This is a genomic window from Streptomyces sp. NPDC012935, from assembly GCF_042900345.1.
In the GTDB taxonomy this organism is placed as follows: Bacteria; Actinomycetota; Actinomycetes; order Streptomycetales; family Streptomycetaceae; genus Streptomyces.
In genome coordinates this window covers 976,289-994,781 of sequence record NZ_JBIBBC010000001.1, presented here as the reverse complement: position 1 = coordinate 994,781, position 18,493 = coordinate 976,289, and the positions used below count along the sequence as shown (strand labels likewise).

Below are 18,493 nucleotides of genomic sequence, written 5' to 3'. Positions count from 1 at the left end.
GCGGCTGAAGAGTGTTGACGGGGTGTGATCTTCTTCTCGAAGAAAACACCCCGAACCCGTACATCTATCCCTGGAACCGATACTCTTCGAGCAGCCTGCGACCGATGATCATTTTCTGGATCTCGGCGGTACCTTCACCGATAAGCAGCATCGGAGCCTCTCGGTAGAGGCGCTCGATCTCGTACTCCTTGGAGAAGCCGTAGCCGCCGTGGATCCGGAAGGCATCTTCGACGACCTCCTTGCAGTACTCGGAGGCGAGGTACTTCGCCATCCCAGCCTCGAGGTCGTTACGCTCCCCGGAATCCTTTTTGCGTGCTGCGTTCACCATCATGGCATGCGCCGCCTCGACCTTGGTAGCCATCTCGGCCAGCTTGAACTGGATGGCCTGGTGCTGGGCGATCGGCTTGCCGAAGGTGTGACGCTGCTGGGCGTACTGGACACCGAGTTCGAAGGCACGCTGAGCGACGCCACAGCCACGCGCCGCCACGTTGACGCGGCCGACCTCGACGCCGTCCATCATTTGGTAAAAACCTCGGCCGGTGACGCCGCCGAGCACCCGATTGGCCGGAATCCGCAGGCCGTCCATGATGAGCTCGGTCGTGTCGACGCCCTTGTAGCCCATCTTGTCGATCTTGCCGGGGATGGTGAGGCCCGGGCGGACCTCTCCGAAGCCGGGCTCCTTCTCGACGAGGAAGGTCGTCATCGACTTGTGGGGCGCGGTGCCCTCGGGGTGTCCTTCGTCACTTCGGACCAGAACGGCGACCAGGGAGGACGTTCCGCCGTTCGTCAGCCACATCTTCTGGCCGTTGAGGACGTACTCCTCGCCGTCCTTCACCGCCTTCGATGTGATGGCCGACACATCGGAACCCAGGGCCGGCTCCGACATCGAGAAGGCGCCGCGGATGTCGCCGGCCGCCATGCGCGGCAGGAAGTGGTCCTTCTGTTCCTGCGTGCCGTGCTGCTTGAGCATGTACGCCACGATGAAGTGGGTGTTGATGATGCCGGACACCGACATCCAGCCGCGGGCGATCTCCTCGACGCACAGCGCGTACGTCAGGAGCGACTCGCCCAGACCGCCGTACTCCTCGGGAATCATCAGGCCGAACAGGCCCAACTCCTTCAGACCGTCGACGATCGCCTGGGGGTACTCGTCGCGGTGCTCCAGCTCGGTGGCGACCGGGATGATCTCCTTGTCCACGAAGTCGCGGACGGTGGAGAGGATCTCCTGCTGGATGTCGGTCAGACCGGCGGTCTGGGCGAGTCGCGCCATGGCTACTTCTCCTGCTCCTTGAGCTCGGGGCGGCCCGGCTGCTCGCCGCCGCGCTCCTTGATGTACGTCTCGGTCGGCACCATCACCTTGCGGCGGAACACGCACACGAGCGTGCCGTCCTGCTTGTAGCCCTTGGTCTCGACGTAGACGATGCCGCGGTCGTTCTTCGACTTCGACGGCCACTTGTCGAGCACCGTCGTCTGGCCGTAGATCGTGTCGCCGTGGAAGGTCGGCGCCACGTGCCTGAGCGACTCGATCTCCAGGTTGGCGATGGCCTTGCCGGAGATGTCCGGGACCGACATGCCGAGCAGGAGGGAGTAGATGTAGTTGCCGACGACGACGTTCTTGCCGAAGTCCGTCGTCTTCTCCGCATAGTTGGTGTCCATGTGGAGCGGGTGGTGGTTCATGGTGAGGAGACAGAACAGGTGGTCGTCGTACTCCGTGACCGTCTTTCCCGGCCAGTGCTTGTACGTCGCCCCGATCTCGAACTCCTCGTAGGTGCGTCCGAACTGCATCGCGCTCAGGCCTCCGGGATCTCGAACTTGCTGGTGCGCTGCATGCCGGCCGCGCGGCCCTTGCCGGAGATGACCAGCGCCATCTTGCGGCTGGCCTCGTCGATCATCTCGTCGCCGAGCATCGCGGAGCCCTTCTTGCCGCCCGCCTCGGACGTGTAGTAGTCGTACGCGTCCAGGATCAGCTCGGCGTGGTCGTAGTCCTCCTGCGAGGGCGAGAAGATCTCGTTGGACGCCTCGACCTGGCCCGGGTGCAGCACCCACTTGCCGTCGAAGCCGAGGGCCGCGGCGCGCTGGGCGACCTCGCGGTAGCCGTCGATGTTGCGGATCTGGAGGTAGGGGCCGTCGATCGCCTGGAGGTTGTTGGCGCGGGCGGCCATCAGGATCTTCATCAGGATGTAGTGGTAGGCGTCCGCCGGGTAGCCGGGCGGCTGCTCGCCCACGACCAGCGACTTCATGTTGATGGACGCCATGAAGTCGGCCGGGCCGAAGATGATGGTCTCGACGCGCTGGGACGCCGTCGCGATCTCGTTGACGTTGTTCAGGCCCTGGGCGTTCTCGATCTGCGCCTCGATGCCGATCTTGCCGACCTCGAAGCCCATCGTCTTCTCGATCTGGGTCAGCAGCAGGTCCAGCGCGACGACCTGCTGGGCGGTCTGCACCTTGGGCAGCATGATGCAGTCGAGGTTCTGGCCGGCGCCCTCGACGACGGTGACGACATCGCGGTACGTCCACTCGGTCGTCCAGTCGTTGACGCGCACGACCCTCGTCTTGCCCGTCCAGTCGCCCTCGTTGAGGAACTTGACGATGGTGTGGCGCGCCTCGGGCTTGGCGAGCGGGGCGCACGCGTCCTCCAGGTCGAGGAAGACCTGGTCCGCCGGGAGGCCCTGCGCCTTCTCCAGGAAGCGCGGGTTGCTTCCCGGCACCGCGAGACAGGAGCGGCGGGGACGCAGACGGTTGACGGTCATGCGGGGACCTCCAGGGGGTCGAGCTTGTTCGCTTTCCGGATCTCCTCGACGATGCGGCCGATGATTCCGGTGATGTCGAAGTCCTTCGGGGTGAAGACGGCGGCCACACCCGCGGCCCTCAGCTGCTCGGCGTCGCCATTGGGGATGATCCCACCGGCGATGACAGGTATCTCTGTGGCACCGGCCACACGGAGGCGCTCCAGCACGTCGGGCACGAGCTGGGCGTGCGAGCCGGACAGGATGGACAGGCCGACCGCGTGCACGTCCTCCGCGAGGGCCGCGTCCACGATCTGTTCGGGCGTCAGACGGATGCCCTGGTAGACCACCTCGAAGCCGGCGTCACGCGCCCGCACGGCGATCTGCTCGGCGCCGTTGGAGTGCCCGTCCAGGCCCGGCTTGCCGACCAGGAACCGCAGCTTGCCGACGCCCAGGTCCTTCGCCGTCAGGTCGACCCTGCGGCGGACGTCGGCCATGGCCGAGCCCTCCTCCGCGGGGACGGCAACCGGCGCCGACGACACGCCCGTCGGCGCCCGGAACTCCCCGAACACCTCGCGCAGGGCCCCGGCCCACTCGCCGGTCGTGACACCGGCGCGGGCGCACTCCAGGGTGGCCTCCATGAGGTTGGCGGTGCCCTTGGCGGCCTCCTTCAGCCGGTCCAGCGCCTTGCACGGACGCGGGTGGTTGAAGGGCGGCTGGTAGCGGGTGTCGCGCCAGTGCTCGAGACCCGCGATGACCCGGGCCTCGACCGCCGGGTCGACCGTCTGGATCGCGGTGTCCAGGTCGGCCGTCAGCGGGTTCGGCTCGGTCGTCTCGAAGATGTTGACGCCGATGATCTTCTCCTGCCCGGACTCGATCCGGGCCCGGCGCTCGGCGTGCGAGGAGACCAGCTGCGACTTGAGGTAGCCGGACTCGACGGCGGCCATCGCGCCGCCCATCTCCTGGATCCGCTCGATCTCCGCGAGGGACTCCTCGACGAGCTTGCTCACCTTCGCCTCGATGACGTGCGAGCCCTCGAAGATGTCCTCGTACTCCAGCAGATCGCTCTCGTGCGCCAGCACCTGCTGGATGCGCAGCGACCACTGCTGGTCCCAGGGCCGGGGCAGACCCAGCGCCTCGTTCCAGGCGGGCAGCTGCACGGCACGCGCGCGTGCGTCCTTCGAGAGGGTCACGGCCAGCATCTCCAGGACGATCCGCTGGACGTTGTTCTCCGGCTGCGCCTCGGTCAGACCGAGGGAGTTGACCTGGACGCCGTACCGGAAGCGGCGCTGCTTGGGGTTCTCGATGCCGTAGCGCTCGCGCGTGACCTGGTCCCAGATCCGCCCGAACGCCCGCATCTTGCACATCTCCTCGATGAAGCGGACGCCCGCGTTCACGAAGAAGGAGATACGGGCCACGACGTCCCCGAACTTCTCGGCGGGGACCTGCCCTGAATCGCGTACGGCATCGAGAACCGCTATCGCGGTGGACATCGCGTACGCGATCTCCTGGACCGGCGTGGCGCCCGCCTCCTGCAGGTGGTAGCTGCAGATGTTGATCGGGTTCCACTTCGGGATGTGGGAGACCGTGTACGTGATCATGTCCGTCGTCAGCCGGAGTGAGGGCCCCGGCGGGAAGACATGGGTCCCCCGCGACAGGTACTCCTTGACGATGTCGTTCTGGGTCGTGCCCTGGAGCTTGGTGATGTCCGCGCCCTGCTCCTCGGCGACGACCTGGTAGAGCGCCAGCAGCCACATGGCGGTGGCGTTGATCGTCATCGAGGTGTTCATCTGCTCCAGGGGGATGTCCTGGAACAGCCGGCGCATGTCACCGAGATGGGCCACCGGTACACCGACCCGGCCGACCTCGCCGCGGGCGAGGATGTGGTCGGAGTCGTAGCCGGTCTGCGTCGGCAGGTCGAACGCGACCGACAGACCGGTCTGGCCCTTGGCGAGGTTGCGCCGGTACAACTCGTTGGACGCCTCGGCCGTGGAGTGACCGGCGTACGTGCGCATGAGCCACGGCCGGTCCTTCTCCCGCTTGCCTTCGGCGGGCTGACGCTCAGTCATCTATGACCTCGGGTGTCTCAGATGTTGCGGAAGCGGTTGATGGCGTCGATGTGCTTGGCGCGCATCTCCTCGTCGCGCACGCCGAGGCCCTCCTCGGGGGCCAGGCACAGGACGCCGACCTTGCCCTGGTGGAGGTTGCGGTGCACGTCGTAGGCCGCCTGGCCGGTGTCCTCCAGGGAGTACACCTTCGACAGCGTCGGGTGGATCTTGCCCTTCGCGATGAGCCGGTTGGCCTCCCAGGCCTCGCGGTAGTTGGCGAAGTGCGAGCCGATGATCCGCTTCAGGGACATCCACAGGTAGCGGTTGTCGTACTCGTGCATGTAGCCCGAGGTGGAGGCGCAGGTGGTGATGGTGCCGCCCTTGCGGGTGACGTAGACGGACGCGCCGAAGGTCTCGCGGCCGGGGTGCTCGAAGACGATGTCGATGTCCTCGCCGCCGGTGAATTCGCGGATGCGCTTGCCGAAGCGCTTCCACTCCTTCGGGTCCTGGGTCTGCTCGTCCTTCCAGAACTTGTAGCCCTCGGCGCTGCGGTCGATGATCGCCTCGGCGCCCATCGAGCGGCAGATGTCCGCCTTCTGCTCGCTGGAGACGACGCAGATCGGGTTGGCGCCACCGGCCAGCGCGAACTGCGTGGCGTAGGAGCCGAGTCCGCCGCTCGCGCCCCAGATCAGGACGTTGTCGCCCTGCTTCATACCGGCGCCGTTGCGGGAGACCAGCTGGCGGTACGCGGTGGAGTTGACCAGGCCCGGAGCGGCGGCCTCCTCCCAGCTCAGGTGGCCCGGCTTGGGCATGAGCTGGTTGGACTTGACCAGCGCGATCTCGGCGAGGCCGCCGAAGTTCGTCTCGAAGCCCCAGATGCGCTGCTCGGGGTCGAGCATCGTGTCGTTGTGGCCGTCGCTGGACTCCAGCTCGACGGACAGACAGTGCGCGACGACCTCGTCACCGGGCTTCCAGGAGTTGACGCCCGGGCCGGTGCGCAGGACGACGCCCGCGAGGTCGGAACCGATGATGTGGTACGGCAGGTCGTGGCGCTTGGTCAGCTCGGAGAGCCGGCCGTAGCGCTCCAGGAACCCGAAGGTCGACAGCGGCTCGAAGATCGACGTCCACACCGAGTTGTAGTTGACCGAGGAGGCCATGACGGCCACCAGGGCCTCACCCGGGCCGAGCTCGGGCAGCGCCACGTCGTCGAGGTGGATCGACTTGCGCGGGTCCTTGTCACGGGTCTCCAGGCCCGCGAACATCTCCGTCTCGTCCTTGTGCACGGTGATCGCGCGGTACGAGTCGGGGAGCGGCATGGCGGCGAAGTCGGCGGGCGTGGAGTCCGGCGACTGGATCGCGTCGAGGATGTCCTTCACGGTCACGGTGTTGCCTCCGGCGATACGCACCCTGAGGGAGGGGTGCTGAGGGTTACGTCGGTGCTGCTGAGGGTTTTGGTGGTTGCCGTCGGTTCGGCTGTTGTGCTGTTCGGCAGCGCTTTGTGGCGCGGGAGGTTGCCTGTGACGCAGGCGCCCGGGCGCGCAGGCCCCGGGAGGAGCTTGCGGGGACAGCCGACGTACGAAAGGTCTCTGCACGCCGGCCGCCCGGACTCTTTCAACGTATGGCACGGCGTGTCATCCGGCAAGGCACTGGGTGCCAGAACTTGCTCTCAGATGAAATCTTTACGTAACAAATGAGCGATGATCGATCAAAGCTACCGACGAGTAGGTGTTAATCGGGCGCTATCGGTCACCAGTCGTCGGCTCGTTCTCCGTCGTCCGGTCCTCTACGCATCGGCCATCAGTGGTGCAGGAGGGTGTTGCGGTGGACGGCGAGGCGCTCGGCGGTCCGGACGTGCCCACGGCCCCGCGGCTCCAGCCGTGGCCCGGCACGCAGTGCCGGCACGGCGTCCCGGTACGAGTCGTGCGGGCCGGCGATGCCTCGGCCCGGCTCCTCGTCGCACCGCTCGGCACGACGGCGGGTCGGGGAGCGGGCATCCTGTCCGCGTACCCGTCGTACCAGGAGGCCGGGCTCCCGGTGGAGCGTCAACGGGCCGTGGACCCTGGGCAGTTCGTGGCCGGGCGCGACGGGGCCGAGCTGGTCGAGGGCGCGCGGGTGACGGCGATGCGGGGGGCCGCGGATTGCGTCGTCCGTACAACTCGGGATCTTGCCCTCCGGACGTGATGGCCACTGAGAAGTGGGGCCGCACCCGATGCCCCCTGACGGCCTGCCCCTGATCGGCCCGGTACCGGGTCGCCCCCGGATCCCGCTCGCACCGGCCACAACATGGCGGCCCCCGCCGATGGGACGGCTGGTGGTGGGGCTGCTCACGGGAGGCGGTGCGAGGTGCGCGCCCCGGGCCCGTCGGTCCGGCGCCGGGGACAGGGGCCTGTCTGGCGGATCATGCCGCCGTCGTGAGGCCTGGCACGCCCGCCCCGAGCCGCCGTCGCTCAGGGCCGACCCGATCCGCCGGACAGGCGCTACGCGCCCAGACCGAGCAGGGCCACCTGCAGAGGGAGCGCCGGCTCCTCGGGGAGGGCGGGCGGCTCCTCGCCGCGGCCCGTGTGCGTGGGCGGGACGGCGCGCAGGCCCTTGATGCCGTCGGCGGCCCACTTCGCGTCCGTCGCGGGGAGGGACAGGGTCATGCGCCGCCCGTCGGCCAGCGTGGCCTGGAGCCTGTTCGGGTCGTTCGTCTGCATGGCAACCCTCTTCCGTCGCACACCGTCAAGCACCATCAAGATCGTGCTTCGCCATGGAGGACGGACGGGTCGGTGAATTGGTTCCCGTGGAGGACCTCACCAGGAGGCGCCCGGAGCCCGCGACGCTCTAGGCCCGCTCCTTCAGCGCCTGTTCGATGGTCCGCATCACCTCGTCGAGCGGCGCGTCGGTCCGTGCCACGGTCACGAGCACCTCGCCCTGACTGGCCACGGAGGCCGGCACCGTACGCGGCGCGGTCTCCCGGCCCGCCCCGATCCCCGTCCCGAACGTCCGCCGCACGATCGCGAAGGCGTGGTCGAGCTGTGCCTCCACGTCGCCCTGTGCGCCGGCGCGCAGCCAGCGCCGCAGGACGTGGTTGTGCGCGGTGACCACGGCGGACGCGGCGACCTCCGCCAGCAGCGGGTCGTCGTTGGCGTCGTCGTCGTGTGCGTGCTCGTCGAAGTGGCCGAGGAGATAGCGGGTGAACAGGCGCTCGTAGCGGGCCACCGACGCGATCTCCGCCTCACGCAGGGTGGGCACCTCGCGCGTGAGCTTGTAGCGGGCCACCGAGATCTCCGGGCGAGCCGCGTACATCTTCATGACTTCCTTGATGCCCCGGCACACGGTGTCGAGCGGGTGCTCGTGCGCGGGCGCCGCGTTGAGCACAGCCTCCGCGCGGATCAGCGTGTCGTCGTGGTCGGGGAAGATCGCCTCTTCCTTGGAGCGGAAGTGGCGGAAGAACGTGCGGCGGGCGACCCCGGCCTGCGCCGCGATCTCGTCGACGGTGGTTGCCTCGTACCCCTTGGTCGCGAACAGCTCCATGGCCGCGGCAGCCAGTTCGCGGCGCATCTTGAGCCGCTGGGCGGCCGCGCGACTGCCTGCGGCACTTTCCGGCGCGTCGGGCGTGACTGGTGTACGTGAGGACTTGGCGGGCTGGGGCATGACCCGAACGTACTGCATGTGCGCAGCTTGATGCGCATGTACGGGGTTTCCCCCGCCCTCGGCGGGCGGGGGAGCGCAGGGCCCGTCGGGCGGGGCCGAGCCGCGCCGGGTGGCCGGGGGAGAGCCGCCGGGGTCCAGCAGCCCGCCCCACTCCTGACCCGCTCCGAACCAGTCCCCGGGCCGCTCAGCGCCGGGCATATTCGCGGAAGCCACGGCCCGTCTTGCGGCCGAGGCAGCCCGCGGCCACCAGGTGCTCCAGCAGCGGCGCCGGAGCCAGGCCCGGGTCGCGGAACTCGCGGTGCAGGACCTTCTCGATCGCGAGGGACACGTCGAGCCCGACGACGTCCAGCAGTTCGAACGGCCCCATCGGGTAGCCGCCGCCCAGCTTCATAGCCGCGTCGATGTCGTCGAGCGTCGCGTAGTGCTCCTGCACCATCTTGATCGCGTTGTTCAGGTACGGGAACAGCAGCGCGTTGACGATGAATCCGGCCCGGTCGCCGCAGTCCACGGCGTGCTTCCTGATCCTGCCGCAGACCTCACGGACCGTCGCGTGGACGTCGTCGGACGTCAGCACCGTGCGGACGACCTCGACCAGCTTCATGGCCGGCGCCGGATTGAAGAAGTGCATGCCGATCACGTCCTGCGGACGCGAGGTGGCGCGGGCACAGGCGACGACGGGCAGCGACGAGGTGGTGGTGGCCAGCACCGCGCCCGGCTTGCAGACCTTGTCCAGCGTCGCGAACAGCTGCCGCTTGATCTCCAGGTCCTCGGCGACGGCCTCGACGGCCAGATCGACGTCCGCGAACGCGTCGTACGAACCCGCCGCGGTGATCCGGTCCAGGGTCTGCGCGGCGGCCTCGGCGGTCATCCGTCCCTTGTCGACAGACCGAGAAAGGGACTTGCCGATACGGGCCTTCGCGGTCTGCGCCTTCTCCTCGCTGCGGGCGGCGAGCACGACGTCGTACCCGGCCTTGGCGAAGACCTCCGCGATGCCGGACGCCATGGTGCCGGAGCCCGCGACACCGACGGAGCGGACCTCGCGTCCCGGCGTGAGGGCGGCGCCGTCCAGCGGGGTCAGCGCGTCCCGCACGACGGTGGCGCTGCCCGGCGCCTCGTACGTGTAGAAGCCGCGGCCCGACTTACGGCCCGTCAGGCCCGCCTCGCTGAGCTGCTTGAGGATCGGCGCGGGGGCGTGCAGCCGGTCGCGGGACTCGGCGTACATGGCCTCCAGGACCTTGCGCGCGGTGTCGATGCCGATCAGGTCGAGCAGTGCCAGCGGGCCCATCGGCAGTCCGCAGCCCAGCCGCATCGCGGCGTCGATGTCCTCGCGGGAGGCGTACTTCGCCTCGTACATCGCGGCCGCCTGGTTGAGGTAGCCGAACAGCAGCCCGTCGGCGACGAATCCGGGCCGGTCGCCCACCGCGACGGGCTCCTTGCCGAGGTCCAGGGCGAGGTTGGTGACCGCGGAGACGGCGGTCGGCGCGGTCAGCACCGAGGAGACGACCTCGACCAGCCGCATCGCCGGCGCCGGGTTGAAGAAGTGCAGACCGAGAAGCCGCTCCGGGCGGGCCGAGTCGGCGGCCAGCCGCGTGACCGAGAGGGCGTTGGTGCCCGTCGCCAGAATCGTCTCGGGACGCACGATTCCGTCCAGCTCGCGGAAGATCTGCTGCTTGATCTCGTACGACTCCGGCGCCACCTCGATGACCAGGTCGGCGTCGGCCGCGGCGCGCAGGTCGGTGGAGGTGCGGACACGGGCGAGAGCGTCCGCGCGCTCGTCCTTCGTGAGCTTGCCCCGCTCCACGGCGCGGGCGGTCGAGGACTCCAGGGCGGCGACGGCCTTGGCGGTCGCGGCCTCGCTGATGTCGATGCCGATGACGTCGCGGCCGGCCTTGGCGAGGACCTCGGCGATGCCGGTGCCCATGGTGCCGAGGCCGACGACGGCAACGGTCTTCAGCGGGGACAGAGGGGTGTCGGACAGGGGAGTGGCCATCGCGGGACTCCAGGAATGAGGGTGACGACTGGGAGCGCGCCCGGGTGCGCCGGAGCCCGGCCCCATCGGGGCCGAACCGAGAGCGCACCGGGTGCGGAGAGAAGTGAGTGCGGGTGTTGCCGGGCTTCTGGCGCACACGCCCGGTGCCGTCGCCCAGGGGCGTGCACACGCCCCGGGGAACGGAGGATCCGACCGGCCCTGTCCCGGAGCCGAGTCGTATTGAGGTACTCGAAGTACCGAACCGACCTGCACTCGCTGCGGCTGCGTCACCAGGCCGCTGCAAGCAAATCTGCGAGTGGGTGACTCGCTCGTATGAGCTTAACCGGTGGGTAACGAGCACGCCAGCCCCCGTCTTTGTGATGTAGGTCCCGAGAAGCGGGCCGCTTGCATACGCTCGCCTCCATGGACGAAGAGTTGCGATCACTCACGGAGCGCTTACGGCAGGAGTCCGGCGCGTCGGCCGCGTACGACCGCCTCGTGACGACCGAGGACCTGGGTGAACTGGCAGACGTGCTCACCGCGCCGGGGCAGCCGCTGTGGGCCAGGGAGTTGGCCGCGTTCCGGCTGGGCATCGCCGGGGACCGGCGGGCCTTCGAGTCCCTCGTCCTGCTTCTCAACCACCGCGATCCGCAGCGCTGCGCCTCCGCCGCGCACGCCCTCGCCCGCCTCGGCGACCCGCGCACCGCCCGCGCGGCCGCCGCCCTCGCCACCAACGAACTGCGCGTCGCCTACGCCCTGCACCCGGTCCGGCTCCTGGTCGAACTGCGCGCCCCCGAGGCCGTGCCCGCCCTGATCACCACCCTGGAGCGACGCCTGCGCCCGCACGACCCGTACCGCCGCGTGGCCCTGGCCTGTGTGGACGGCCTCGGCACCCTCGGCGACACCCGGGCCAGACGCATCCTCAACGAGGCCCTGGCCCACCCGACCCTCGCGGAGGCGGCGGTACGGGCGCTCGCACGTATTCCTCACCAGCGGTGAGGCGGCCGGCGGGCGGCAGGGCGCAAGAACGGACGGCAGCGTGCAATAGGGGCGCTCCTGTCAGCCGGACCCCAGCGCCCGCGCATACCGCACCTCGGGCACCTCGACGCCGTCCACCTCGAAGGGTTCCTCGGCCCCGTCCGCGCGGAAGCCGCACCGTTCATAGAAGCGCCGGGCGTGGGCGTTGTCCTTGAGGACCCACAGGAGCATGCGGGCATGTCCGGCGGCCGTACACCGGCGTACCGACTCCTGGAGCAGGGAGCGCCCGATGCCGGTGCCGTACTGCCCGGGGTCCACGTAGATGGCGTACAACTCGGCGTCGTCGGTGCGCACTTCGCCGTCACGGTACGGGCCGTGGCAGGCCCAGCCGGCGATCCGGCCGCCCCGCTCGGCGACCAGGTCGACCACGCCGGCGCCGGACTGCGAGAAGTAGGCGCGGCGGCGTCCGGCGTCCTGGGCCACATCCAGGGCGTCCAGGTACGACTGCGGGATCAGGCCCTGGTAGGCGGTCTGCCAGCCGCCGATGCGGATCTCGGCGACGCGGTCGCAGTCGGCCAGGGTCATGGGGCGGATCCGTATGCCGTCGTCTTCCATGGCGGCACCGTAGCCACTCTCCACCCGGCCCCGCCCCCGGTTAACCCGGCAGCACCGCGAACGCCTCGACCTCCATCAGGAACTCCGGTCGCACCAGCCCGGCGACCTGCACCGCAGACGCGGCCGGCAGGCGCTCGTCCGGTATGTGCTCGGCGCGGGCGGTGCGGAGGGCGGGCATGTGGGCCATGTCCGTGACGAAGTAGGTGAGCTTGACGACGTCGTCGAAGGTCGCGCCGGCCGCGGTGAGGCAGCGCTTCAGGTTCTCGAAGACCTGGCGGGCCTGGGCCGCGGGGTCGCCCTCGCCGACCAGCTTGCCGTCCTCGTCGAGGGCGAGCTGGCCGGAGACGGCGACGAAGCGGCCGGTGCCGAGCACGACATGCGTGTACTGGGTGGCGGGGGCGACTCCGTCGGGGGCGGGAATCCTGGTCAGCTCACTCATTCGTCCATGGTGGACCATGGGTCTGACAACGCCCCCGACGGGCCGTCAGGCGATCGGTGACCGGTGACCGGTGACCAGTGACCGGTGACCGGCGCTCCAGCGCTCAGTGGCGGAAGCCGACCAGCCGGTGCAGTTCGGCGCCCCGCGCCGCCGACGCCACCTTGGAGCTCAGCGGCTTCGGGTCGGGCCGCGCCTCGCACACCGCGTCGACCTCACCCGCGCCGCGCGGCACCGTTCCGTCGGCGAGGTAGGCCGCGAGGTGCCTGTCCAGGCAGGAGTTCCCGCCCAGCGTGACGGCGTGGTTCCCACCGCCCCTCTCGACCACCAGGCTGGAGCGGGCCAGCTGCCGGTGCACCGTGACGGCGCCCTGGTACGGGGTGGCCGCGTCGTCGGTCGACTGGAACAGCAGCACCGGTGGCACCTTGCCGTTGGTGATGCTCACCGACGGGAGCGGGTCCTGCGGCCAGAACGCGCACGGCGCGTTGTACCAGGCGTTGTTCCAGGTCATGAACGGTGCCTTCGCGTGCACGGACCAGTTGTCCGTGCGCCACTGCTGCCAGTCGCGGGACCAGGCGGCGTCCCGGCACTGCACGGAGGCATAGATGCTGTAGCTGTTCTCGTCGGAAGCGTTGGCGGCGCCGAACTTCTCGTACGCCTCGACCAACGGGTCGGCGTTCTTGTCGTTCACATACGAGGCGAACGCCTCGGCGAGGTAGGGCCAGTAGCCGTTGTAATAACCGCCGGGCAGGAAGGTGTCCTCCAGCTCGGCGGCGCCCACCTTCTCGCCGGCCGGCGTCCTGGCCAGGGCCGCCCGCATCCGGTACCACGCAGCCTCGACCCGCGACGGATCGGTGCCGAGCCCGTATGTCCGGTCGTACTTGGCGACCCACGCCAGGAACGCGCGGTGCCGGTCGTTGAAGGCGACGTCCTGCGCGAGGTTGGCGTCGTACCAGACGCCGGTGGGGTCGACGACCGAGTCGAGGGCCGCGCGCCGCACCCGCTGCGGGAAGAGCTTGGCGTAGACAGCGCCGAGATAGGTGCCGTACGAGTAACCGAAGTAGTTGATCTGCTGCGCCCCGAGCGCCGCGCGGATCCGGTCCATGTCGCGCACGGCGCTGACGGTGTTGAGGTGCGGCAGCACGTCCGCGTACTTCTTGCCACAGGCCCGCGCGAAGGACTTGGCGCGCAGCAGGTTGGCCCGCTCGATCCACGGCGTGTTCGGTACGGAGTTCGGGCGCACCGGGGCGAAGTGGCCGGGCTTGCAGTTGACAGCGGGCTTGCTCCTGCCGACGCCGCGCGGGTCGAAGCCGATGACGTCGTACTGTGCCGCCACCGCCTTGGGCAGTGCGGAGGCGACGAATCCGGCGAGCGTGAGACCGCTGCCGCCGGGGCCGCCGGGGTTGACCAGCAGCGGGCCCTGATACCTCTTCGCCGTGTGCGGGACGCGGGACAGCGCGAGGGTGATCTGCCGGCCGTGCGGTTCGGTGTGGTCGAGCGGCACGTCGAGGGACGCGCACTGCAGCGTCGGGTACTTCGTGGTGGCGCACTTCTTCCAGGTCAGGGGTGCGGACTTGAACGTGTCCGCGGTGTTCGTGGCGCTCGCTCCGGCGGGGACGGCCGTCACGGTTGCGGCCATGACGACGGCGGCGCCGCACAGCACGGCTGCGCGTCTTCCCATGGGGTCCTCCCAGGACGGAGGGTGCGGGACCGCGAAGGCCACGATCCCGGCCGCATTCATCCCGGAACGGGCGCCTGGAAGAACTGGTTCTCGCAAGACTTGACCCTATTGGGCCGAGAGATGCGCTCCAATGCCCCGCCAGGGCACTCAGATCAGCGAGAGCTGGGTCGGTTCGGACGGCGTGTGCTCGGCCGGGGCCGGCTCCGGCTCGCGGAGCCGCACGGGCATCCCCGCGCGCGTGGGGCCTATCCCGTATTCCTGCGCGAGGTCGTGCACCTGACGGGTGATCCGGCGCTGGTACCACTTCGGCGCGTAGGCGCCGTCCGCGTACAGCCGCTCGTACCGGCGCACCAGATACGGGTGCTCCCGGCCGAGCCAGGCCATGAACCACTCGCGTGCCCCGGGCCGCAGATGCAGCACCAGGGGCGTGACCGAGGTGGCACCGGAGGCGGCGATCGCCCGCACGGTGGCCCGCAGTTGGGCCGGGTGATCGCTGAGGAACGGAATCACCGGCGCCATCAGCACCCCGCACCCGAGCCCGTGCTCGGTCAGCGTCCGTACGACGTCCAGGCGGCGTTCCGGAGCGGGTGTGCCCGGCTCCACGGTGCGCCACAGCTCGGGGTCGGTGAAGCCGACGGAGACGGAGACCCCGACGTCCGTCACCTCGGCGGACTGCTTGAGCAGCTCCAGGTCGCGCAGGATCAGCGTGCCCTTGGTGAGGATCGAGTAGGGGTTGGCGTGGTCGCGCAGGGCGGCGAGGATCCCCGGCATCAGGCGGTAGCGCCCTTCGGCCCGCTGGTAGCAGTCGACGTTCGTGCCCATCGCTATGTGATCGCCCTGCCAGCGGCGCGAGCCGAGCTGGCGGCGCAGCAGCTCCGGCGCGTTCACCTTGACCACGATCTGGGAGTCGAAGCCCAGGCCCGTGTCCAGGTCCAGATAGCTGTGGGTCTTGCGGGCGAAGCAGTACACGCACGCGTGCGAGCAGCCCCGATAGGGGTTGACCGTCCACTCGAAGGGCATGCGCGAGGCGCCCGGCACCCGGTTGAGGATCGAGCGGGCCCGGATCTCATGGAAGGTGATCCCGGCGAACTCGGGCGTGTCGAAGGTGCGGGTGACCACCGCGTCCGCGCCGAACAGCGCGGAGTCGGCACGGCTGTGGTCGGACTCCAGGGTGAGGTTCTCCCAGCGCATGAGGCCTCCTCGGTAGCACTGCCCCCAGAATAGAACACATGTTCCCTTGATCGTGCGACCTATCTCCGGGCTTCGTTTTCGATCAGCGTGCGATCGCTTCGGAGAGCTGATCGGGACCCCGATTTGGGCGGTCCGGCAGCGGGGTGGTTGGCTTGCTCCAACCCCCGAGAATTCAGGTCCTGGAGGAAGTCAATGGCGCAGGTCGAGGCCACTACGGAGCGGGTCGTCGCGGCGGACGCGGAGAAGGTGTTCGACGCCCTCGCCGACTACAGCGGCACGCGGCAGAAGCTGCTGCCCGGGCACTTCAGCGAGTACGAGGTGCGCGAGGGCGGCGACGGCGAGGGCACCCTCGTCCACTGGAAGCTCCAGGCCACCAGCAAGCGTGTGCGCGACTGCCTCCTGGAGGTCAGCGAGCCCACCGACGGCGAGCTCGTCGAGAAGGACCGCAACTCCTCCATGGTCACCACCTGGCGGGTCACCCCGGCCGGTGAGGGCAAGTCCCTCGTGGTCGTCACCACCACCTGGCAGGGCGCAGGCGGCATCGGCGGCTTCTTCGAGAAGACGTTCGCACCCAAGGGCCTCGGCAGGATCTACGACGAGCTGCTCGTCAAGCTCGCCACCGAGGTCGAGAAGTAAGTCCCAGGTGTCCGGGGGCCCTTGGCCCCCTCACCGGATCGAGTGGATCTCCGTCGTGTCCGGGACTGCGCCGTAACTCGCCGTGCTTGCTCGTAGTTGTCGCCTAATGCGGGAAATGTGAGCAGGTACGGCGAGGGGAGCGGTACGTGGGCGGCACGACTCTGGTGCAGGACGAAACCGTCACCGCACCCCCTCCACAGGCTCCGCCCCAAGGCGCCGAGAACCGACTGAGCCCGCGCCGGGTGCGGTTGGTCTTCTTCGCACTGATGCTCGCGCTGCTGCTGGCCGCGCTGGAGCAGATGATCGTCGCGACCGCGCTGCCGAAGATCGTCGGCGAGCTGCACGGCCTGGACAAGATGTCCTGGGCGATCACCGCCTACCTGCTCACGGCCACCGTCGGACTGCCGATCTACGGCAAGCTCGGCGACCTCCTCGGCCGCAAGGGCGTCTTCCAGTTCGCGATCGTCGTCTTCGTCGTCGGCTCCGCGCTCGCCGGGCGGGCCGAGACCATGGACCAGCTCATCGCCTACCGCGCGGTGCAGGGCGTCGGCGCGGGCGGCCTCATGATCGGCGTCCAGGCGATCATCGCGGACATCGTGCCGGCCAGGGAGCGCGGCCGCTTCATGGGGCTGATCGGCGCCGCGTTCGGCCTCGCCTCGGTCGCCGGCCCCCTGCTGGGCGGCTACTTCACGGACCACGTCTCCTGGCGCTGGTGCTTCTACATCAACGTGCCCTTCGGCCTCGTCACCCTGGCCGTGGTGGCCGTCGTACTGAAGCTGCCGAAGCCTAAGGCCAGGGCCCGGCTGGACGTCCTCGGTTCCCTGCTGCTCGCCGCCGCCTCCACCTGCCTGGTCCTGCTGACCAGTTGGGGCGGCATCGAGTACGCCTGGGACTCCCGCGTCATCCTCGGCCTCGCCGGGGGAGCGGCCCTCGCCGCGGTTCTCTTCGTCGTCGCCGAGCACTTCGCCGCCGAACCCCTCATCCCGCTGCGGCTGTTCAGGGACTCCGTCTTCAACGTGACCGGCCTGGTAGGCCTGGTGATCGGCGTCGCCCTGTTCGGCGCGGCCAGCTATCTGCCGACCTACCTGCAGATGGTCGACGGGGCCACGGCCACCGAGTCGGGCCTGCTGATGCTGCCGATGATGGGCGGCATCGTCGGCGCCTCGATCGTGTGCGGCCAACTCATCAGCCTCACCGGCCGCTACAAGGTCTACACCGTGCTCGGCGGCGCACTCTCGGCCGTCGGCATGTGGCTGCTGTCCCGCCTCGAAGTCGACACGCCCCGGCTGCACTACAGCCTCTGGATGGCCGTGCTCGGCGCCGGCATCGGCATGGTGATGCCGGTCCTGATCCTCGCCGTGCAGAACTCCGTGCGCCCCGCCGACCTCGGCACCGCCACCAGCGCCAACAACTACTTCCGGCAGATCGGCGGCAGCGTCGGCGCCGCCGTCTTCGGCACCCTCTTCGCCGACCGGCTCGCCGACGCCCTGGCCGAACGGCTCCCCACGCGCGCGGGCGCCGGGCTGCCCGACCCCGAGTCGATCACCCCGCAGCTCGTCCACACCCTGCCCCCGGCGCTGCGCGACGACTACATCCAGGCCTACGCCGACGCCATGCCGAGGATCTTCCTCTACCTCGTGCCGGTGCTCGTACTGGGCCTGCTCATCGCCTTCTTCCTCAAGGAGAAACCGCTGGTGTCCCACAACGCCCAGGCCCCGGAGACGGAATCGGCGCCGGTGAACGCCCCGATCCCGCCCGCCCGTTCGCAGTACGCCACCGGAGTTCCCGTCTGCGGCCTGGTGCAGCATCCCGACGGGACCGCCGTACCGCGCGCGGCGCTCACCCTCATCGACATCGGCGGGCAGCAGGTCGGGCGCGGCGCGAGCGGCGGCGACGGGCGGTACGCGCTGGCGACACCGGGCCCGGGGTCGTACGTCATGATCGCCGCGGCGGGCGGCCACCAGCCGCAGGCCGTCACCGTGACCGTCGGCGACCGCCCCGTCGACCTGGACATCGTCTTGGGCGGCGCCGGACGCCTCGCCGGGAGAGTGCTCACACCGGACGGCACGCCCGTGGACGCCACGGTCACGCTCACCAACGTGCAGGGCGAGGTCGTCGCCACCACCCGCAGCGGACGCGAGGGCGGCTACGTCATCACCGAACTCGTCGCCGGCGAGTACACCCTCGCCGCGAGCGCCTCCGCCTTCCGCCCGGCCGCCGTCCCCGTCACCGTCAAGGCGGCCCGCGAGACCCGCCAGGACATCGAACTCGCCGGCGGCGCCCTGCTGCGGGGCACCGTGCGGGCAGGCGGCGGGCGCCCCGTCGAGGACGCGCGCGTGACACTGCTCGACGCCGCCGGCAACGTCATGGACACGCTCACCACGGGCCCCGACGGGACCTTCCGGTTCGTCGACCTGTCGACCGGCGAGTACACCGTCATCGCCACCGGTTACCCGCCGGTCGCCACCGTGCTCCAGGTCGCAGGCGGAGGCCGGACGGAACGGGATCTTCAGCTCGGGCACGAGGACTGAGCCTGCGTACCCGCACATGGGTTGTCCTGCGCGGACGCGACGCGGG

The 18,493-nt window shown here is 69.7% G+C and carries 16 protein-coding genes; 4 read left to right on the top strand and 12 right to left on the bottom strand.

Annotated features, from left to right (window positions below; all coding sequences use genetic code 11):
• Positions 1–64 precede the first annotated feature (64 nt).
• The 5 genes from ACFY5C_RS04340 to ccrA are packed head-to-tail and all read right to left on the bottom strand — an operon-like array spanning position 65 to position 6,150.
• Complete coding sequence (locus ACFY5C_RS04340) at positions 65–1,270, bottom strand: acyl-CoA dehydrogenase family protein (RefSeq protein ID WP_389440180.1); 1,206 nt, start codon at positions 1,268–1,270, stop codon at positions 65–67.
• 2 nt (positions 1,271–1,272) lie between these two features.
• Positions 1,273–1,785, bottom strand: a complete 513-nt coding sequence (locus tag ACFY5C_RS04335) for a MaoC family dehydratase (RefSeq protein WP_389440178.1) — start codon at positions 1,783–1,785, stop codon at positions 1,273–1,275.
• A gap of 5 nt (positions 1,786–1,790) precedes the next feature.
• Positions 1,791–2,750, bottom strand: a complete 960-nt coding sequence (locus ACFY5C_RS04330; protein WP_062716550.1) for a CoA ester lyase — start codon at positions 2,748–2,750, stop codon at positions 1,791–1,793.
• Positions 2,747–4,795 carry a protein meaA gene (locus ACFY5C_RS04325; RefSeq protein ID WP_389440176.1) on the bottom strand — a complete coding sequence of 683 codons (2,049 nt, stop codon included), beginning with the start codon at positions 4,793–4,795 and terminating at the stop codon, positions 2,747–2,749. The genes ACFY5C_RS04330 and ACFY5C_RS04325 overlap by 4 nt, the downstream gene beginning before the upstream one ends.
• A gap of 17 nt (positions 4,796–4,812) precedes the next feature.
• Positions 4,813–6,150 (bottom strand): crotonyl-CoA carboxylase/reductase, encoded by a 1,338-nt coding sequence (gene ccrA / locus ACFY5C_RS04320; RefSeq protein ID WP_389440713.1) that lies wholly within the window; start codon positions 6,148–6,150, stop codon positions 4,813–4,815.
• Between the two features lie 445 nt (positions 6,151–6,595).
• On the opposite strand from ccrA, the gene ACFY5C_RS04315 reads away from it, so the two are divergent.
• A complete protein-coding gene (locus tag ACFY5C_RS04315; RefSeq protein WP_389440174.1) occupies positions 6,596–6,955 on the top strand; it encodes a hypothetical protein in 360 nt (119 codons plus the stop codon).
• A 296-nt stretch (positions 6,956–7,251) separates the two neighbouring features.
• Here the strand turns inward: ACFY5C_RS04315 and ACFY5C_RS04310 are convergent, their stop codons facing one another.
• The 3 genes from ACFY5C_RS04310 to ACFY5C_RS04300 all read right to left on the bottom strand — a co-directional run bounded on the left by ACFY5C_RS04310 (position 7,252) and on the right by ACFY5C_RS04300 (position 10,400).
• Complete coding sequence (locus tag ACFY5C_RS04310; RefSeq protein ID WP_389440172.1) at positions 7,252–7,470, bottom strand: hypothetical protein; 219 nt, start codon at positions 7,468–7,470, stop codon at positions 7,252–7,254.
• A gap of 127 nt (positions 7,471–7,597) precedes the next feature.
• The gene (locus tag ACFY5C_RS04305; protein WP_389440170.1) at positions 7,598–8,410 is read right to left on the bottom strand and encodes a TetR family transcriptional regulator; all 813 of its coding nucleotides are present in this window, start codon (positions 8,408–8,410) and stop codon (positions 7,598–7,600) included.
• 184 nt (positions 8,411–8,594) lie between these two features.
• Positions 8,595–10,400, bottom strand: coding sequence for a 3-hydroxyacyl-CoA dehydrogenase family protein (locus ACFY5C_RS04300; RefSeq protein WP_389440168.1), 1,806 nt, complete (start codon positions 10,398–10,400; stop codon positions 8,595–8,597).
• Between the two features lie 402 nt (positions 10,401–10,802).
• Here ACFY5C_RS04300 and ACFY5C_RS04295 point away from each other — a divergent pair, with 402 nt between their 5' ends.
• Complete coding sequence (locus ACFY5C_RS04295) at positions 10,803–11,378, top strand: adenylosuccinate lyase (RefSeq protein WP_328878229.1); 576 nt, start codon at positions 10,803–10,805, stop codon at positions 11,376–11,378.
• Between the two features lie 60 nt (positions 11,379–11,438).
• Here the strand turns inward: ACFY5C_RS04295 and ACFY5C_RS04290 are convergent, their stop codons facing one another.
• From ACFY5C_RS04290 to ACFY5C_RS04275, 4 genes are all read right to left on the bottom strand, one after another.
• Entirely contained in the window at positions 11,439–11,972 is a 534-nt protein-coding gene (locus ACFY5C_RS04290; RefSeq protein ID WP_389440166.1) for a GNAT family N-acetyltransferase, read from the bottom strand.
• Positions 11,973–12,012: 40 nt separating this feature from the next.
• The gene (locus ACFY5C_RS04285; RefSeq protein WP_389440164.1) at positions 12,013–12,411 is read right to left on the bottom strand and encodes a RidA family protein; all 399 of its coding nucleotides are present in this window, start codon (positions 12,409–12,411) and stop codon (positions 12,013–12,015) included.
• Positions 12,412–12,514: 103 nt separating this feature from the next.
• Entirely contained in the window at positions 12,515–14,089 is a 1,575-nt protein-coding gene (locus ACFY5C_RS04280) for an alpha/beta hydrolase (protein ID WP_389440162.1), read from the bottom strand.
• Between the two features lie 147 nt (positions 14,090–14,236).
• Positions 14,237–15,280, bottom strand: coding sequence for an Rv2578c family radical SAM protein (locus ACFY5C_RS04275; protein WP_389440160.1), 1,044 nt, complete (start codon positions 15,278–15,280; stop codon positions 14,237–14,239).
• Positions 15,281–15,472: 192 nt separating this feature from the next.
• Between ACFY5C_RS04275 and ACFY5C_RS04270 the strand changes: the two genes are divergently transcribed.
• Together ACFY5C_RS04270 and ACFY5C_RS04265 are read left to right on the top strand one after the other, a co-directional pair.
• Entirely contained in the window at positions 15,473–15,916 is a 444-nt protein-coding gene (locus ACFY5C_RS04270; RefSeq protein ID WP_389440158.1) for an SRPBCC family protein, read from the top strand.
• Positions 15,917–16,062: 146 nt separating this feature from the next.
• Positions 16,063–18,447: an MFS transporter gene (locus tag ACFY5C_RS04265; RefSeq protein WP_389440157.1), complete on the top strand. Its 2,385-nt coding sequence runs from the start codon at positions 16,063–16,065 to the stop codon at positions 18,445–18,447.
• Positions 18,448–18,493: the final 46 nt, after the last annotated feature.

Bases quoted from the DNA above. Each gene is read 5' to 3' on its own strand.
- ACFY5C_RS04340 (WP_389440180.1), bottom strand. From the start codon at position 1,270: ATGGCGCGACTCGCCCAGACCGCCGGTCTGACCGACATCCAGCAGGAG.
- ACFY5C_RS04300 (WP_389440168.1), bottom strand. From the start codon at position 10,400: ATGGCCACTCCCCTGTCCGACACCCCTCTGTCCCCGCTGAAGACCGTT.
- ACFY5C_RS04325 (WP_389440176.1), bottom strand. From the start codon at position 4,795: ATGACTGAGCGTCAGCCCGCCGAAGGCAAGCGGGAGAAGGACCGGCCG.
- ACFY5C_RS04335 (WP_389440178.1), bottom strand. From the start codon at position 1,785: ATGCAGTTCGGACGCACCTACGAGGAGTTCGAGATCGGGGCGACGTAC.
- ACFY5C_RS04285 (WP_389440164.1), bottom strand. From the start codon at position 12,411: ATGAGTGAGCTGACCAGGATTCCCGCCCCCGACGGAGTCGCCCCCGCC.
- ACFY5C_RS04275 (WP_389440160.1), bottom strand. From the start codon at position 15,280: ATGCGCTGGGAGAACCTCACCCTGGAGTCCGACCACAGCCGTGCCGAC.
- ACFY5C_RS04305 (WP_389440170.1), bottom strand. From the start codon at position 8,410: ATGCCCCAGCCCGCCAAGTCCTCACGTACACCAGTCACGCCCGACGCG.
- ACFY5C_RS04290 (WP_389440166.1), bottom strand. From the start codon at position 11,972: ATGGAAGACGACGGCATACGGATCCGCCCCATGACCCTGGCCGACTGC.
- ACFY5C_RS04295 (WP_328878229.1), top strand. From the start codon at position 10,803: ATGGACGAAGAGTTGCGATCACTCACGGAGCGCTTACGGCAGGAGTCC.
- ACFY5C_RS04330 (WP_062716550.1), bottom strand. From the start codon at position 2,750: ATGACCGTCAACCGTCTGCGTCCCCGCCGCTCCTGTCTCGCGGTGCCG.
- ACFY5C_RS04280 (WP_389440162.1), bottom strand. From the start codon at position 14,089: ATGGGAAGACGCGCAGCCGTGCTGTGCGGCGCCGCCGTCGTCATGGCC.
- ACFY5C_RS04310 (WP_389440172.1), bottom strand. From the start codon at position 7,470: ATGCAGACGAACGACCCGAACAGGCTCCAGGCCACGCTGGCCGACGGG.
- ACFY5C_RS04270 (WP_389440158.1), top strand. From the start codon at position 15,473: ATGGCGCAGGTCGAGGCCACTACGGAGCGGGTCGTCGCGGCGGACGCG.